The sequence below is a fragment of the Acinetobacter sp. YH12201 genome (assembly GCF_013418145.1).
Classification (GTDB): domain Bacteria; phylum Pseudomonadota; class Gammaproteobacteria; order Pseudomonadales; family Moraxellaceae; genus Acinetobacter.
Genome location: NZ_VPCP01000020.1, coordinates 25,195 through 42,010, shown reverse-complemented (window position 1 = coordinate 42,010; position 16,816 = coordinate 25,195). Strand labels below are relative to the sequence as shown.

14 protein-coding genes are annotated in these 16,816 nt (G+C 44.1%); 10 read left to right on the top strand and 4 right to left on the bottom strand.

Annotated elements, in window-relative coordinates; all coding sequences use genetic code 11:
* From FTU91_RS06175 to FTU91_RS06160, 4 genes are all read left to right on the top strand, one after another.
* A partial coding sequence (locus tag FTU91_RS06175; protein ID WP_180081402.1) for a zinc ribbon domain-containing protein occupies window positions 1-192 on the top strand: 192 nt, incomplete at its 5' end.
* A 442-nt stretch (window positions 193-634) separates the two neighbouring features.
* The gene (gene ubiH / locus FTU91_RS06170; protein WP_086194936.1) at window positions 635-1,843 is read left to right on the top strand and encodes a 2-octaprenyl-6-methoxyphenyl hydroxylase; all 1,209 of its coding nucleotides are present in this window, start codon (window positions 635-637) and stop codon (window positions 1,841-1,843) included.
* Window positions 1,840-3,087 carry an FAD-dependent monooxygenase gene (locus tag FTU91_RS06165; RefSeq protein WP_086194937.1) on the top strand — a complete coding sequence of 416 codons (1,248 nt, stop codon included), beginning with the start codon at window positions 1,840-1,842 and terminating at the stop codon, window positions 3,085-3,087. Before ubiH ends, FTU91_RS06165 begins: the two co-directional genes overlap by 4 nt.
* A 176-nt stretch (window positions 3,088-3,263) precedes the next feature.
* A complete protein-coding gene (locus FTU91_RS06160; RefSeq protein WP_180042739.1) occupies window positions 3,264-3,512 on the top strand; it encodes a hypothetical protein in 249 nt (82 codons plus the stop codon).
* 80 nt (window positions 3,513-3,592) lie between these two features.
* On the opposite strand, the gene rsmI is transcribed toward FTU91_RS06160, so the two are convergent.
* Window positions 3,593-4,432, bottom strand: a complete 840-nt coding sequence (rsmI, locus tag FTU91_RS06155; RefSeq protein WP_086194939.1) for a 16S rRNA (cytidine(1402)-2'-O)-methyltransferase — start codon at window positions 4,430-4,432, stop codon at window positions 3,593-3,595.
* Between the two features lie 12 nt (window positions 4,433-4,444).
* On the opposite strand from rsmI, the gene FTU91_RS06150 reads away from it, so the two are divergent.
* The 4 genes from FTU91_RS06150 to FTU91_RS06135 are packed head-to-tail and all read left to right on the top strand — an operon-like array spanning window position 4,445 to window position 7,429.
* Window positions 4,445-5,383 (top strand): penicillin-binding protein activator, encoded by a 939-nt coding sequence (locus FTU91_RS06150; RefSeq protein WP_180042738.1) that lies wholly within the window; start codon window positions 4,445-4,447, stop codon window positions 5,381-5,383.
* Window positions 5,380-5,808 carry a YraN family protein gene (locus FTU91_RS06145; RefSeq protein ID WP_086194941.1) on the top strand — a complete coding sequence of 143 codons (429 nt, stop codon included), beginning with the start codon at window positions 5,380-5,382 and terminating at the stop codon, window positions 5,806-5,808. The genes FTU91_RS06150 and FTU91_RS06145 overlap by 4 nt, the downstream gene beginning before the upstream one ends.
* A 60-nt stretch (window positions 5,809-5,868) precedes the next feature.
* Window positions 5,869-6,552 carry a BON domain-containing protein gene (locus tag FTU91_RS06140; protein ID WP_166170967.1) on the top strand — a complete coding sequence of 228 codons (684 nt, stop codon included), beginning with the start codon at window positions 5,869-5,871 and terminating at the stop codon, window positions 6,550-6,552.
* On the top strand, window positions 6,542-7,429 hold the full coding sequence (locus FTU91_RS06135) for an alpha/beta hydrolase (RefSeq protein ID WP_086194943.1): 888 nt from the start codon (window positions 6,542-6,544) through the stop codon (window positions 7,427-7,429). The genes FTU91_RS06140 and FTU91_RS06135 overlap by 11 nt, the downstream gene beginning before the upstream one ends.
* A 1-nt stretch (window position 7,430) precedes the next feature.
* On the opposite strand, the gene nudC is transcribed toward FTU91_RS06135, so the two are convergent.
* From nudC to dnaQ, 3 genes are all read right to left on the bottom strand, one after another.
* Complete coding sequence (gene nudC, locus FTU91_RS06130; RefSeq protein WP_180042737.1) at window positions 7,431-8,204, bottom strand: NAD(+) diphosphatase; 774 nt, start codon at window positions 8,202-8,204, stop codon at window positions 7,431-7,433.
* A complete protein-coding gene (locus FTU91_RS06125) occupies window positions 8,204-9,850 on the bottom strand; it encodes a chemotaxis protein (protein WP_180042736.1) in 1,647 nt (548 codons plus the stop codon). The genes nudC and FTU91_RS06125 overlap by 1 nt, the downstream gene beginning before the upstream one ends.
* A 126-nt stretch (window positions 9,851-9,976) precedes the next feature.
* On the bottom strand, window positions 9,977-11,449 hold the full coding sequence (gene dnaQ, locus FTU91_RS06120) for a DNA polymerase III subunit epsilon (RefSeq protein ID WP_180081400.1): 1,473 nt from the start codon (window positions 11,447-11,449) through the stop codon (window positions 9,977-9,979).
* A 221-nt stretch (window positions 11,450-11,670) separates the two neighbouring features.
* Between dnaQ and FTU91_RS06115 the strand changes: the two genes are divergently transcribed.
* Together FTU91_RS06115 and FTU91_RS06110 are read left to right on the top strand one after the other, a co-directional pair.
* A complete protein-coding gene (locus FTU91_RS06115) occupies window positions 11,671-14,949 on the top strand; it encodes a LysM peptidoglycan-binding domain-containing protein (RefSeq protein ID WP_180042734.1) in 3,279 nt (1,092 codons plus the stop codon).
* A 28-nt stretch (window positions 14,950-14,977) separates the two neighbouring features.
* Entirely contained in the window at window positions 14,978-16,816 is a 1,839-nt protein-coding gene (locus FTU91_RS06110) for an extracellular solute-binding protein (RefSeq protein WP_180081398.1), read from the top strand.

Genomic DNA, 16,816 nt, shown 5'->3' with positions numbered 1-16,816 from the left:
ATTGCAAAAGAAAATAGACCCACTCAAGCTAAATTTGAGTGCGTTTCGTGTGGATATGTTGCGAATGCGGATATTAACGCATCTCGTAACATCTTAGCGGTAGGACATACCGTTTTGTCTGTGGAGGGAAGACGCAGTAAAGGTCGCCCTGCGAAGCAGAAAGCAAGCGAAATCCGTGAGGAAGTCGCCTAAGAGCCTTTGCTTTTAGAATCCCCCACTTGAGCTAGTCGAAAGTGGTGGGAGTATGTCAAATCATTGTGTTATGAGAATTTCATTTGAGTCTGTAAAAACGGAGCTTAAGCTCCGTTTTTGCTTCTACATTACAAGCTGATGGTTTTCCTGTGAGGAATTTCACATCCATATAGACTTGAAACCGATTGCTTCCACATATTTTTTCATGGTTGAGATTTAAGCAATACCCTTATGATGTTTACAGCGTAAGCACTAAACACTTTTTATGGAGCCAAGACAGCTAGATAATCGGCTTAGCCTGGCTGAAATCCATTCATAATTGGATATCATCTAAAAGTGCAGCGCTAATTCATTATAAAAATAAATTTCTTTGAGGTAATATAAAATCAATCAAGATTATAAGTATCTCAACCTGATAGATACGACATAAAAGGATCAAAACATGCAGCAAGAAGTAATCATCGTAGGCGGTGGTATGGTCGGGCTAAGTTTAGCCTTGATGTTGGCTAAGGCAAATATTGCAGTGAAGCTGCTCGAAGCAATTAAGTACCCCAATTATGATGATGCCGATCTTGCTCCCTATCATTCGAGCTTTGATGCACGTAACAGTGCCTTGTCACGCCGTAGCGTACAAATTTATCAGGAACTGGGCTTATGGAATGCCTTGCAGGAACATGCCACGCCAATTCTGGAAGTGCATATTACCGAACAGGGCAGCTTTGGCAAGGCACGTTTAAAAGCAGAACAGGAAAAAGTCGAAAGTTTTGGTCAAGTGATTGAGAATGCCTGGCTCGGCCGTGTACTGCTAACAGAAGTACGCAAACAGCCATTGATTGAACTGATTGATGGCGTACAAGTGACCTCACTGACCCAAGATGCTGACTTTGCTTATATCGCAGCGCAACGTGGCGAAGAAACCTTAGCTTTACAATCCAGGCTGGTCATAGCTGCGGATGGCCGTGATTCATTCTGCCGTAAAGCCTTAGGCATTGGTGCATCGGTACATGACTATGATCAAGTGGCTATTGTTACGACTGTACAAACTTCAAAACCGCATAACCATGTCGGCTTTGAACGTTTTAGCCCGCTTGGACCTTTAGCGCTGTTACCATTACCGGGTGAATACCGTCGTTCAGTGGTTTGGCCGGTGCAAAAAGGTACAGAAGGCGAATGGCTGGGCGATGAAAATGACCAGCACTTCCTTAATGCTTTACAGCAAACCTATGGTGACCGTGCGGGTAAATTCCAGAAAACTGCTAAGCGTTTTAGTTACCCTTTGTCGCAAGTTTTGGCAGAAAAACAGGCTGTTGGACGTGTGGTACTGATGGGCAATGCAGCCCATACCATCCACCCGGTAGCCGGTCAGGGCTTTAACCTGTGTATGCGTGATGCTTATGTTTTGCTCCGTTATTTAATAGAACAAGTCGCAAAGCAAGCCGACTTAGGTGATGCAGCCATGCTGCAAGACTATGAAAAATCCCGTCTGACCGATCAGCAACGTGTGATCAAGTTCTGTGATTCGGTGGTGCGTGGTTTTAGCAATAACAACCCTGTTCTAAAATTCATTCGTAATACCGGCTTGGTCGCTTTTGATACCATTCCAGGGATTAAACCTCTGGTTGCCAATTATGCAATGGGGTTAAAAGCATGAGTCAAGTTCAATCTGATGTTTTAAATGTGGTCATTATAGGTGGTGGTCTGGTTGGTGGTCTGACTGCATTGCTGTTAGCTCAAGGTGGTGTGCAGGCCACGGTACTGGATGCAGCCCCCATTCTGGATGCAGAGAAAACCAAAAGTGTTGCCAACCCGCGTGTGTTGGCACTCAGCCAGGCGACCATTCATTTACTGAAAACGGCCGGTGTTTGGGATAGGCTGGCACGCCAACAGCCATACACAGGCATGCAAGTGTGGAATAAAAATGGCTATGGTGAAATTAACTTTGGGCATGCAGCAGAGCAAATGCCATCGGTTGAGCAAGCTTTGGGTTCAATGGTCGAGCCAAGTTTGTTGAACTTGGCCATTCAAGAAAAAATGCTGGAGCAGCTTCAGGATTATCGTACTCAGGTTAAGGTCACAGCTATAGAGCAGGGCGTAGCGGGAATCTGGCAGATTCATCTGGCAGACGGCACCCAATTAAAAACCAGACTGCTGATTGGCGCGGATGGTGCAAATTCCTTTGTTCGTGAACAGGCCTTTATTGATCTCGATATTCTGGATTATAAACAGGCCGGTTTGAGCTGTGCCATTCGAACTGCCCAGCCGCATCAACATGTGGCTCGTCAGATTTTTCTGGAAACTGGCCCATTGGCCTTTTTACCGATGGCCAGTTTAAAGCCGGAACAGCAAGGCTATTGGCAATCCATTGTCTGGACATTACCAGATGATTATGCAGCAGAATATGCCGCTTTAAATGATGCCGATTTTACTGCGTTGCTCACGCGTGAAAGTCATCACATGCTGGGTGAGGTTTTAGAGGCAACACCACGAGCACAGTTTCCGCTTAAAGCACGTGCCGCACAGCAGTATGTCAAAGCCGGTTTAGCCTTGATTGGAGATGCCGCACATGTGATTCATCCGCTGGCCGGTCAAGGGGTCAATATTGGCTGTCTGGACGCAGCCATTTTATGCGATGTACTGTTGCATGATTTGAAACGTGGAGTATGGGCGCATGAACAAAGCTTACAGCGCTATGAACACCGCCGTAAAGGTCAAAACGATGCCATGATGCACAGCATGTCTGCAATTGGATGGATGGAAACGACCCAACTGTTTCCCGTGGTTTGGGCACGAAATTTTGGCTTAAAACAAGTGGAGCAACATGCGGCATTAAAAGATGCCTTCATGGCTCAAGCCAACGGATTGCAGATCTTAAAAGATACACAATATGCGGTTTAAGGCTGAAAAACTGTTTTTTGTACAAATATTTATACAAGGTTACTTTTTTGGTTAAAAAAGATACGATTTTTTTTAAATTGACTCTATGCGAAACCTACAGAGATTGCTAAATTTCTTCCTAGTTCGCAATCAATTCAAATTGAAGTGATAGACGTCATTTTTGGGGAGAAAGAAAGATGACAGATATGAATGACTACGATGATGTAGAAGATACTGCAGTAGATGAAGATGAAGCAAAAGCTGCTGAAAAAGGTGCATCTGACAGTGATTCAGTTGCAACTGATGGTGATTTGGCTGAAGCTGAAACACTGACAGTGACTGCTAAACTGAAACAGCGTCAAGCACTGGAAGACGAGGTGGCTGCTTTCCTTGCGCGTGGCGGTCGTATTACTGAAGTGCCTGCAGACGAGTCAGCAAAAGATTAATTGATTCTTTTGTCGGGTTTGGCTACAGAATAAAAAGCATCACTTTTCGTGATGCTTTTTGCTTTTCAACTGACAGTTGCTCAGACCTTATTGCTAAGTTCTAAAGCGCGTTGATACGCCACTTTCTTTTTTATTCCGGTTAAATCTGCGGCCAATTGTGAAGCCGCTTTTACGGATAAATCCTGTAATAAACGGGTCAATAGCTGGTCCAGTTTTTCCTGTTCCAGATCCTTTTCTTCAGTTGCACCGCCAATGACCAGCACAATTTCACCTTTTTGCTGGTTGTGGTCAGCTTCAATAAACTGAACCAGTTCTGCCAAAGTCATCTTTTTGATGGTTTCAAAGGTTTTGGTAATTTCACGGGCAAAACCCACAGGACGATTGGCACCAAATACCTGGGCCATATCTTTGACCGACTCTAAAATACGATGTGGTGCTTCGTAAAAAATCAGGGTCTGGGTTTCATCTTTCAGTTTTTCCAGCTGGCTCAGACGTTGTGACTGGCGTGAAGGTAGGAAACCTTCGAAACTGAAGCGGTCACTCGGTAAACCGACAGAACTGAGTGCTGCAATGGCTGCACAGGCACCGGGAACAGGAATAACGCGAATATTATGTTCTTGTGCTGCACGAACCAGTTTAAACCCCGGATCGCTAATCAGCGGCGTACCTGCATCACTGATCAGTGCCATATTTTCGCCATTCAGCAAGCGCTGGATCAAGATGTTAATTTTATTGCTTTCATTATGTTCGTGACAGGCAGTCAGTGGAGTTGATATATTAAAGTGCTTTAATAATTGAGCGGAAGTACGCGTATCTTCTGCTGCGATGATACTTACAGACTTTAGAATATCAATAGCACGATAAGTAATGTCATCTAAGTGCCCAATTGGGGTCGCTACAACAAATAACTGAGCACTCATAAGGTTTCTCCAATGTTGAATAATAATAAAAAATTAATTGGCTTCATCCTGTATTGCATTTTCAATCACGCTCAAGCTGAAGTGCTGGTCATTTTACCCGAATCGGGACCTTTGGCGCGAGCCGGATTAAGTGTCAAACAGGGTTTTATGAATGCTTATCAGGCATCAGAGCTGGAAACCCCCATTAAATTTGTAAACTCGGACAAAAAACCGATTGCGCAGTTGCTTAAACAAAATGTCAATAAAAAAACCCAGATGGTGATCGGACCTTTAGCCCGTCAGGATGTGGAAGCTTTAATCAAGGCAAAGCCGAAGGTTCGAGTTCTGGCCTTAAATGATGCATCATCGCAGTTTGCCAACGTTGAACAATTTAGTTTGTCCAAGCAGGATGATGCGGTGGCACTGAATCAGGTATTGCAGAATGACAAAATCAAAGAGCTTTATGTGTTGCAGCAAAAAGATGCTGAAATTGATAATGAACTGTTTCTGATTTCTTTACTCACTCAAACAAATTACCGCCTGAATTTAATCGAAGAAGCACCCAAAAAGTTAAATAAGCATACTGGTTTATTATTATTGGGGAATAATGCCTGGCTGAATAAGCTGCCCCAGTTGCCGCATAAAAACATTTATATTTTAGCAAATGCCGTTGAACAAGGTCAGACATTGCCGGTAGGGGTAAAATTTTGTGATGCTCCGGCCTTATATGGCTCGGAATGGCCAGATGTCATCCAGGCTGTTCAAGCAAATGCCATTCCCATAGCCTATCAGCGCCTGATCGCTTTTGGTGGCGATGCCTGGCATATTGCGAGCCAGTATTTGGCTGAACCCAATTTAAAAAGTATGCAGTTTCAGGGACGTACCGGACTAGTTCAAGTCAATAACAATCAAATCCAGCGCATTCCACATTGCTTCGAAAATACTAAAAAGGGAATCCGGGCATTGTTATGACAAAGCTTGCGGCACATTTAAACTTGGGGCAATGGGCTGAACAGCAGACTTTAATATTATTGCAGGCTCAAGGCTTCCAGCTGATTGTGGCAAATTATCATTGCCGTTACGGGGAAATTGACCTGATTGTACAGCAGGCTCAGGAACTGGTTTTTGTCGAAGTCAAAGCACGTTCAGTCACCCAGTATGCCCAGTCCTTCGAAAGCATTTCTTTTTCCAAACGGCGCAAAATTATGAAATCGGCGCTGTGCTTTTTACATGCCCATCCGGAATTGCAAACCTTTTATTGTCGTTTTGATGTGATTTGTTTTGATTTTCTTCAACAATTTGCAAAAACCATACAGCAAGATTTTTCTAAATTCACTTATGATCAACAATGGATTGAAAATGCTTTTACTTTTGATGAAGAGTTTATTAATCTTTGAACAAAATCATAGCGTAAATGCTGACATAAAATAGAACTGAATAATGAGGAGTCTTGCTGAGTGTTTAACCGTATTGCAATGACGTTACTGTGTGTAGCAAGTTTATCTGGTTGTGCAAGTTTTATCTCGAGTGGCACAGGATCGGCCCCGGTAGGTACAGAAAGTGGCGCCCGTTCTCTTGGACAGGTGTTTATCGATTCCTCTATAGAACGTACCGCTAAAATCAATTTATATAAATTAGACAGTCGCTTTAAACAATCTCGTGTCAATATTGAAAGTTTTCATGGCAATGTATTGTTAACCGGTCAAGTGCCGGATGCACACTTAAAACAGTTGGCTGAAGATAATGTCCGTGCCATGAGTGATGTAAAAACCGTACATAATTACATTGCTGTGGGTAACCAGATTGGTTATAGCACTATTATGCAAGATACCACGGTAACTGCGAATACACGTGGTCTGATTATGAAAGCCGTGGTAGTGTCTGATAGCAAAGTGCGCATTCACACCGAAGATGGTGTTTTATATGTGATGGGGCGTTTAAATACTGCGGAAATTAATGATCTGAATCAGGTGCTGCAACAAGTCGGCAATGTCACCAAAATTATTACTCTGATTGACAATGTGGAACAGTCTGCTATAAGGACTTCAAGTTTTAGTAGTCCTGTCGTGAATGCACAGCCTGTCGAACAGACACCAGTGGCTATTGATCCGGATCAAGCAGAGCCCACCTATGCTCAATAAGGTTGTACAAACAGTTAGAAAGGAAATCCAGCAAAAAGTCGAAAAAGTGCAAATCCTGTACAAGGATTTTCGCCTTTACGATTTTGGTAGCTATGCCTTAAACCGTTTAACCCCGCGTAAAGGCTATACGGTAATTGAAAACATTGCTTATGGCTTGAAAGCCCGGCAACGCCTGGATATTTTTACCAGCGAAGTACCGCGTGAACAGCGTGCTTTAATTGTATTTGTGCATGGTGGGGCATGGCTGCATGGAGATAAAAAAGATTACCGCTTTGTGGGAGAGGCTTTCGCCAGAGAAGGCTATGATGTTGCGGTGATCAATTATCATCTTGCTCCCGAGCATGTATTTCCCAGTTATATTGATGATCTGAGCCTGGCATTAAACTATTTGACTCAGCATCAGTCCAGATACAATATTCAGACGGAAAAACTGGTATTGATGGGCCATTCAGCCGGTGCATTTAATGTCATGTCGGCACTCTATCATCCGACACCTTACCCTTTGCAATGCCGCAGCCAGATTCGAGCCATTATTGGTTTGTCTGGCCCTTATCATTTTGATTATAAAGATGATCCGATCTGTGCAGATGCCTTTGATCAAAGCGTACCTTATCAACAGGTGATGCCTTATTATTTTGTTGAAACCAATACCGTGCGACATTACCTGTTTTTAGCGGCAAATGATCAGGTGGTCGGTCATAATAATTCCGAAGATCTACATCGTATTCTGCAGGAAAAGGGTAATCATAGCCAGATGATTACCATCCCGGGTACTGGACATGTGTCCATTATGGGTTCTGTTTCCAGTTTGTTCAGTCGCTATTTCCAGACCAAGAAACAAATTTTGGCGGTTCTGGATGAAGCTTTAAAACCCTAGTTTATAGCCATTCACGGGTATCATCTGCTACGGGATGACCTTCGGTAATATGTTTAATCATAGCGTAGGCAATACTGCCTTTAAATGGAATTTCAGGCAGTTGATCCATTTTAAAGAATTGCGCGTCGCTAATTTCTTCTTCTTGCAGCTTGATTTCTCCAGAAGCATATTCAGCACGGAAGGCGAGCATCAAGTTACTCGGGAAAGGCCAGGGCTGGCTGGCAAGATACTGAATATTTTTTACTTTTAATCCCACTTCCTCAAAAGTTTCACGGCGTACAGCTTCTTCCAGCGTTTCTCCTACCTCAACAAAACCGGCAATCAGACCGTACATATTACTTTTGTTGTTGGCATTTTTAGCCAGCAAAATTTCATCTTGACCACGGGTAATGATGGTGATGACGCAGGGCTGTACCCGCGGATATTGATGATAACCACATGCTGGGCAAACCATGGCATATTCAGTCGCATGGGCTTCAGTTGGATGTCCACAATGACTACAGAACTTGTGGTTGCGGCGCCATTCTAACAGCTGGATGGCACGACTGGCGGCTTCAAACTGTTGGGTATCCCACAAGGTTAACAATTGACGGATAGGAACCAGTTGCAAGCCTGCTGGAATAGGCTCATTTTCGAGAAGGTCACGGGCAATCACCTGATCACCCGTGTTGAAGTGAAGGTCACTTGCTAAACGTTCTACCCGAGGGAGTTGAAAGTTTTCATCGACTAGAAGTTGATGTTGATGGAAGATATAAGCAAGTGACAATTCAGACATTAGGCAACAGTTTTCAGTTTTTCGCTACTTTGCAATGCTACATCAAACATGGACTGGAGGACAGGCTGTTTCGATTTTAAATTGTCGATCAGCATGTCGGCACTGGCTAAAGTATCGAGGGTGTGGTTGATTTGTTCAGCAGTGATCGTTGCAGAATTTTCAATTTGCTGTTGAATAAAGGTCGCAGCTGTATTCAATGAAGTTCGACCTGATTCGGCATTTAAGAACAGCAGGGCACCACCAATTTCACGCAATTGGGTTGGAATATTCTCAAGCGCAGCCAGATTTTGATCTTGCAGGTACTGCATCAAGATTTGGCTGGAAAGCTCAATCACGGCTCTAGTTTCGTTCAGTAAAGCCTCATGTGCTTCATCTAAACGGTCTAAAGAAATGTTCATATTATTTACACGAAGTTGTAAACGGCTTGAGGTGTAATGGCGTTCAAGGACTCCAATCGAGTTCATTGCTGACAAAATGCAATTCATCAACTGCTGTGCAAAATTTTCATCTTTTAAGATATCACCTTGGCTAAGTGATGCAGCCTGACGCGATAAATCGTTATATGCTTCATTTAGGTTCAATACTTTAAAGATATTGGCAAGATTGAGTAATTGAGCTTGCAGTTGCTGCGTTTTCTCAGCGGTCATGTTTTGATAGTTGAATTCGATATCATTACGAATTTGCGCCATTTCTGTGGTCACAAGTTCACTAATGGTATGCATGGTATCAAAATCAGGACCATAAAGATGGCGGCTAAATACCTGCAATTGGGTATCGGTCAAATGATCTTCACCAATGTTTAGCTGGCTACGGATATGTTGAGCCGTCTCATCTTCCTGACTAATACACAAGCTTAAGATGTTGGCTAGATCAGACAGACTTGGCTTGAAGCGATCTGGAGCACTAAAATATTGTGCCATATTGCGTTCAATACCGATCAGGGTGCGTAAACGTGCATCATTGATCAATAAATGGTTCACCTGATTAAATGCCACATGCACCAGATTCCAGTATTGTTTGCTTGGCGTATTTTCTGCCAGACCTGCCAAATAGGCACCGACCAGTTTGATCGCCTGCAGGTCAAATTCAGTTTCTTCCTGTTTCAGCAGCTTGTTTAAAGACAGTTTGTACAGGCGATGTACATATTGTGACTTTTCCAGACTTGGTGCTTGAGGCAGCTTAAAATCAGGAGTAATACAGTCCAGTAATGGCTCGATATACTGACCTTCATGGCTAATCGGTTTACCCAGCACAATTTCCAGACGATTCAGGGTTTCGAGCAGGAATTGTGGAATTTTAACTTCGCGTAAGCAAATAAATTCGATGTAACGTTTCAACATGGTGGTGCCTTCACTTAGGGCCACCACTTCCTGAGTATTAATTTGCGCAGGATTCTGCATAATCTTGCGCATTAACTCTGCTGAGTACTGGGCAATTTTAGCCAGACTTTGCATATCAATGAGCGCAAGCACCTGGGCACATTGTTCAAACTGATTTAGTGCATCGTCAATACCAAAGGGTAAAGTGTGGTCTTCTGCCAAAGAACTCACCGCTGATTCAACTAATTTAATGGAGTTATCAACCTCATTTTTTATTATCAGCAATGCAGTCGGGTCAAAATGAATAGAGGTTTGGTAAGAAGACATGGATCTGCACCTTTCCTAGTGTTTTATCTGTTTATGAGTAGCCCGTTCAAGGCCAAACTTCTTTACGTTTAACTATAACGTAACTGTTAAACGTTTAAATACAAAAAACCACTAGAAATGTAGATTTTATTTTGCAAAAAGACAAGCTGTTCCATGTTTTTCTTCAAATTGTTTGACCCAATTCTCATGTTCTGCTAATTCTTCGGCTGAAGGTAAAATCACAGGCAGCTCTATTTGTACAGTGGAGCGGGCTGCTTGACTCTGTTGTTGCTCGGCTTCGGTCAGGGTATCCATATCGAAAGACACCTGACCGCCGGTCATGGCTAGGTAGACATCAGCCAGAATTTCGGCATCGAGTAAGGCACCGTGGAAAGTACGGTCACGCTGCGGAATTTCATAACGGCGCACCAAAGCATCGAGAGAGTTCTTTTGTCCCGGGTGCTTGTTCTTGGCCATGGCCAAGGTATCGGTCACTTCACAGACTTCCGATAAGGTCACAAAGCCTGCACGTTTGAACTCCATATCGAGGAAGTTCATATCGAAGGTGGCATTATGCGCAATAATTTCTGCACCTTTTAGGTAGTCAAACAGCACATCGGCAATTTCTGCATAAAGCGGTTTGTCTTTCAGAAACTCATCTGAAATACCGTGAATATTTTCAGATTCACCCACCGGTTTTTGCGGGTTGATATAAATATGAATCGAACTGCCAGTCAGTTTGCGGTTGACCATTTCAATCGCGCCCACCTCAATAATCCGGTCCGTGTCCTGAAAATAGAAACCGGTGGTTTCGGTATCCAGAATTAGCTGGCGAGGACCATGAACTTCTTTGCTTCGTGGCGTAATCATGATATGCGGGTGCAGGGGTTTATCCGAAGCAGTCGTAATGTTAGGTACAATCGTGTCCAGATCTTCACTTTGTTCCTGCATACTATTTGCCTGATCGGTTTCTTGTTCTGTGTTTTCTAACAATGTGCTTTCTAAGACTTCACTTTCTGAAGGCTCATTTACTAAAGACTCATTGTCTAAAATTTCATTGTCATCTTGCAGCTCGGCTTCCATCAGGTCGAAACCAAAGGGGTCATCTAACAACCAGTCTTTTTCAGCTTTTTTTTTATCCAGCATGTCGGCTTGTTCTAAAACAGTTTCGGCAGATGATAATAGATTTTTCATGGCTTTTAAGGTTTGATCGGCGCCCCGATTGGCCAGTTGATCGGCCATCTCATTACCCGGATGTCCGGCATGACCTTTGATCCAGTTCCATTCAATGTCACGACCCTGACAAGTCGCATCCAGTAATTTCCACAGGTCCGGATTTTTGACATCTTTCCAGTTTTTCTTTTTCCAGCCATGAATCCATTCGGTAATGCCTTGTTTAACATATTTGGAATCGGTCCAGATGATCAGTTTGGCATCGTGTGGACAAAACTGAATACCTTCAATTGCCGCGGTGAGTTCCATGCGGTTATTGGTGGTTTCCGCTTCTCCGCCACACAGTTTATGCTTTTCCGATTCTGTAATGATATATGCACCCCAACCGCCTAAACCAGGATTGCCGCGACACGCGCCATCGACATAGAGAGTGATTGTTTGAGTCATATAAACCAAATCCGAACGCTAAAATGAGAGTCAAATAAACCAAGTGATTGGCATATTGTATAACGCAATTTCACTTTAAAAGTGTATTACACGGTTATTTTTTAAATTCTTGTAACATTTATAGTGAAATCGCGCTAAATTAATCCCTTGTGTCTCCCTCATGCTTCACTACAATGGCAGATCTAAAAAATAAATTTTATACGAGTTGTTTGGATTTTTTTATGTATAAACCAACCGCGATTTTGTGGCAGCCTACATTACCCAATTTTTTAAAAATAACAGTACTGGGTTCAGCTTTAGCTGCATTGGGACTGTCAGGCTGTTCTTCAAGCCAAAGTGTGACACATGGCTCAAAATCGAAAATGGTGGGTTCATCCGGATACCTGGATGCCGACAGCTTGGATTCATTGGAAGATTTATTGTCTGCAACAGACATGAGCGCAGTAGAAGGCGATCGCCTGCTGATCTTGAAACATGGTGATGTCTGGAAGCGTATGACCGTCGGTTTCAAGATGGATCAGAGCCATTGGGACTCCCGTATTGAAGCACAGCGCGGCTGGTTCATTTCCCGACAACCTTATCTGGACCGTTTAAGTGCCCGTGCTTCACGTTATCTTTATCATACGGTGAAAGAAGCGGAACGCCGTGGTTTACCAACAGAACTGGCTTTATTGCCGATTATTGAAAGTTCCTATGACCCTGCAGCGACCAGTAGTGCAGCCGCTGCCGGGATGTGGCAATTTATCCCAAGTACCGGACGGATTTATGGTTTAAGACAGACCAGCCTGTATGATGGCCGTCGTGATGTGGTGGAATCGACCCGTGCAGCTTATGAGTTTCTGGGCGGCTTATATAACCAGTTTGGTTCATGGGAACTGGCTTTGGCAGCGTATAACGCAGGTCCGGGACGGATCCAGCAGGCGATTAACCGCAATAAGGCGGCTGGCTTGCCTACAGATTACTGGTCACTGAAACTGCCTCAGGAAACCATGAACTATGTGCCACGCTTCCTGGCCGTAGCGCAAATTATTAAAAATCCGGGGGCCTATGGGGTGTCTTTACCGCCGATTGCCAACCGTCCTCACTTTAGGGAGGTATCGGTCGGGCCGGTAAACTTAAATGAAGTCGCCTCCATTACCGGTTTAAGCCGTGCCGAGCTGTACCAGTTAAATCCAGGACATCGTGGGGACTGGGTTGATGAGCAAAGCCCGATGAAGATCATTATTCCTGCGGATTTAAGCCCTGCTATTGATGCAAGGCTCAAGAAACTCTCACCGAGTTCAGGTGCGCTATGGGCAAGCACGGCAAAACCTTTTACTCTGGAAAGAAGCAATCCGCCTGAGTTAAATACGCAAGTGATTAATCCGGCCAAAACAGCACCACCGGTATTAGCTACAAACACGCCTAAAACTTCGCAGCCAGCCACTGTTACCCCAGTGAATGCGGCAAATCCTGTGGCAGTAACAAAGCCTTCAAGTAGCAAACGTATGGCTACGCCTCAAGGCTCTGATGCCTTGGCATCTTTTGCTGCAAATAGCGATATTCCAAGTGCACCACGTATTCCTGTTGCGGTGAGTCAGGTGGCGAATGTCAAGCCTGTGACGGTAGAACCTCCATTGTCTGCTGCTGAGCGCGAGCAGATTATGGCGGCAGTGAAAGCGGAAGGTGAAAATAAAACGCTAGAACAGGTACTGCAACCGGTAGCCAGTAAAGCTGAACAGGAAAAAGTCGTAGCAGAAATTAAAGCGATTGCACCGCAAGGCACCGAAATTGTCGATCCGTTTGACGGCAAAATTAAGTTAACGGCCATTCAAACCAGTTTGTCGGTAGCTGAACAGCAAGGTAAGGAGTTAACCAAAGGTTTTGCTTATCCAAAAGGTGTGGCGGAAAGTACCAAGCCTGATTCAGATGAAGCTAAACGTAACCAGGGTAAAAATTACGTTAAGACAGATACTGAAATTGTAGTGGTTGCGCCAAAAGGAAAACGCAGTACCTATACCGTTCAACAGGGCGATACTTTAGCCGTCATTGCCATGAAAAATGGCCTGAACTGGCGTGATGTAGCCAAATGGAACCAGATTGATCCAAACTCGCCGTTGTACGTGGGAACCAGTATTTATTTATATGATGCCAAACCACAAAATAGTGAAAAAAATACCGAAACCTCTTCATCAACTAAGTCTAAAGCACAGCCTGAAACCTATGTAGTTCAGGCCAATGATAGTCTGACTGGAGTGGCTAGCCAGTTTGGCTTGTCGGTGAAGCAGCTGGCAGATTTCAACAATTTATCGGTCAGCAGTGGTTTGCGTGTGGGGCAAAAATTATCGTTAAAAGAAACTGCTCAAAGTCATTCCGATATTGTTGAAACTAAGAACAATAATTCAAAACCCGCTGCTAAAGTGAAGACCAAATCTTATGTGGTCAAACGTGGTGAATATCTCAAACTGATTGCAGATCGATATGCCTTATCTAATCAGGAGTTGGCCGATTTAACCAGCGGATTAACTGCAGGCAGCAGCTTAATGGTAGGACAAAAAATTAATGTGCCACTGCATGAAGTAAACAGCAAGCCGGAAGAAAAAGTGAGTCCGGTTAAAATAGATCCGGTAGTCATTGAGCCATCCTATAAAACGGAAAATTATCAGGTGCAACGTGGCGATACCCTGTCGAGCATTGCAGCCAAATCGAAAATTGCCTTAACTGAACTGGCACAGCTGAATAAATTATCCAACAACAGTGGCGTCCGGGTAGGTCAAACCCTGAAGATTCCTGTAAGTTCAAATGTGCCGGAGAGTTATACCGTGCAATCCGGGGATAGCCTGTCGGCCATTTCTGCCAAATACAATTTAGGCATGGATTATCTTGCCAATATCAACGGCATTAACCGCAATACGGGTTTACGTGTAGGACAGCGTTTGAAACTGACGGGTGAAGAACCTGTCGCAGCATCTAACAAAGTAGAAGCGAAAATTGAAAAAGTCAGCTTTGAAAAGAGTGATAGCCATGTGGTTAAATCTGGCGAGACATTAAGCAATATTGCGAAAAAATATCATTTACAGCTGGATTATTTAGCTGCATTGAATGGCTTAACCCGCAATTCTACTGTCCGTATTGGGCAACGTTTAAAAATTGACGGGGATCTGCCAAAACTGGATGCTAAAGTGGATGAGCCTATCGCAAAAGCAGTGAAATCATCTAAAAATACCGATGCGTATACCGTGAAAGCGGGCGAGTCTTTAAATGCCATTGCCAACCGGACAGGGGTATCGGTTGCTGAATTGGCGGCGATGAATGATTTGAATGTCCGTGCCGGTTTACGTGTGGGTCAGCAGATTGTTATTCCTAAAACTGTGGTTGAATATAAAGTCAAACGTGGTGACACCCTGATTGGGCTGGCCAGCCGTTATGGTCTGGAAAGTTCGAAACTTGCAGAAATGAATGATATGCAACCCAATAAACAATTGCGAATTGGTGATGTGATTAAAGTTCCAAACTTATAATAAATGCAAAGACAGGGAGTCAGTTTAGATGTCATTTGCCAGGGCGAAATATTGGGGTTTTGCATGGGGGCTTAGTCTTTTGACACAAGGGCTATGGGCTGCCGTGCAGACCACGCCCTATATTGCCATTCATAGCCAGCCAAAATATGCTGGCTTGTCGTTTATGCCATATGCCAATGCTCAGGCGCCTAAAGGTGGCTATTTAAGTACTGCCAGTAATGGGACTTTTGACAATTTAAACAGTATGAATGGCAAAGGCAGCTCAACCGATGGGGTGGAATACCTGTTTGATTCGCTGATGTCGAATTCACTAGACGAGCCGGGGGTGATGTATCCTTTGCTAGCGGAGAAAGTGACTTATGATCCCAAGCAGACCCAATTTGTCATTTTCCATCTCAATCCCAAAGCACGTTTTAGCGATGGCAGTGCAGTGACTGCCGAAGACATCAAATTCACTTTTGATACGTATCAAACCAAGTCCAATCCGGGACTGCAAATGTATCTGGCCGATCTGGATAAAACCGAAGTATTGTCTAAATATGCAGTCAAGATGAGTTTTAAGTCTGCCAATAATGCAGAGATGCCGCTGATTCTGGCGCAAATGCCAATTTATTCAAAACGCGATTGGCAGAAGAAGGATTTCACTCGGGTCACCATGCAACCGATTTTGGGATCAGGTCCATACTTGATTGATCGCATAGATGCAGGACGCAGTATTAGCTATAAACGCAATCCAAACTATTGGGGTAAAGACTTAGCGGTTAATAAAGGACGATATAACTTTGATCGCCTGAAATATGTCTATTACCGCAATCTGGATATTGCCTTTGAAGGCTTTAAGTCGGGCCAATATACCCTGCATGAAGAATTTACCGCACGTAAATGGGTGACTGAATATCATTTTCCCGCCGTCCAAGCAGGCATGGTGGTGAAATACCGGTTCCAGCACCAGAACCCGATTCCAACACAAAGTTTTGTCTTTAATACCCGTCGTGCGCCTTTTCAAGACATCCGGTTTCGCCAAGCCATCACCTATGCTTATGATTTTGAATGGCAAAACAAGGCGCTGTTTTACGGACAGTATCGACGCTTACAAAGCTATTTTGCCAACAGTGAATTGGAAGCCAAAGGCACGCCCAGTCCTGCAGAGCTGGCCATTTTAAAACCCTATCTAGCCCGACTGAATCCGATTCAGCGGCAGGGAGTGCTGCAAAATTGGAAATATCCGGTGTCGGATGCCAGCGGATTTAATCGCAATAATCTGCTGACTGCACGCCAGTTGCTCATCAAAGCCGGCTATACCTTTAAAAATGGCCGTTTGCTGGATACCCAAGGCAAGCCGATCCGGATTGAATTTTTAATCCATCAGGATGGTTTGCAGCGTACCCTGATGCCTTTTATTCGCAATATGAAACGTTTGGGTGTGGAAGTGGCGATCCGCCATGTCGATGTGCCGCAGTATATCGAGCGCATGCGGACCAAGGATTTTGACATGACCACCAACGTGATGCCGCAGTCGCTCAATCCGGGCAATGAGCAGGCACAGTTCTGGGGCAGTGCATCGGCAGATCAGCCGGGAAACTACAACTATGCCGGTATTAAAAATCCTGTGATTGATGCGATTGTACAGCAGGTTATTCATGCACCGAGTCGTGAGCAACTGGTGCTGAAAACCCGGGTGCTGGATCGTTTATTGCGTGCCGGTTATTATCAAATTCCGACCTATGGCAAGGGTGAAAACTGGTTTGCTTACTGGAACATGTATCATCAACCGAAAGTGAAACCGAAGTTGTCATCGGGCATTGACTACTGGTGGAGTGATGCCGGGCAAGCGCAAAAAGTGACCCGGTATTTAGGTCAAAAATAA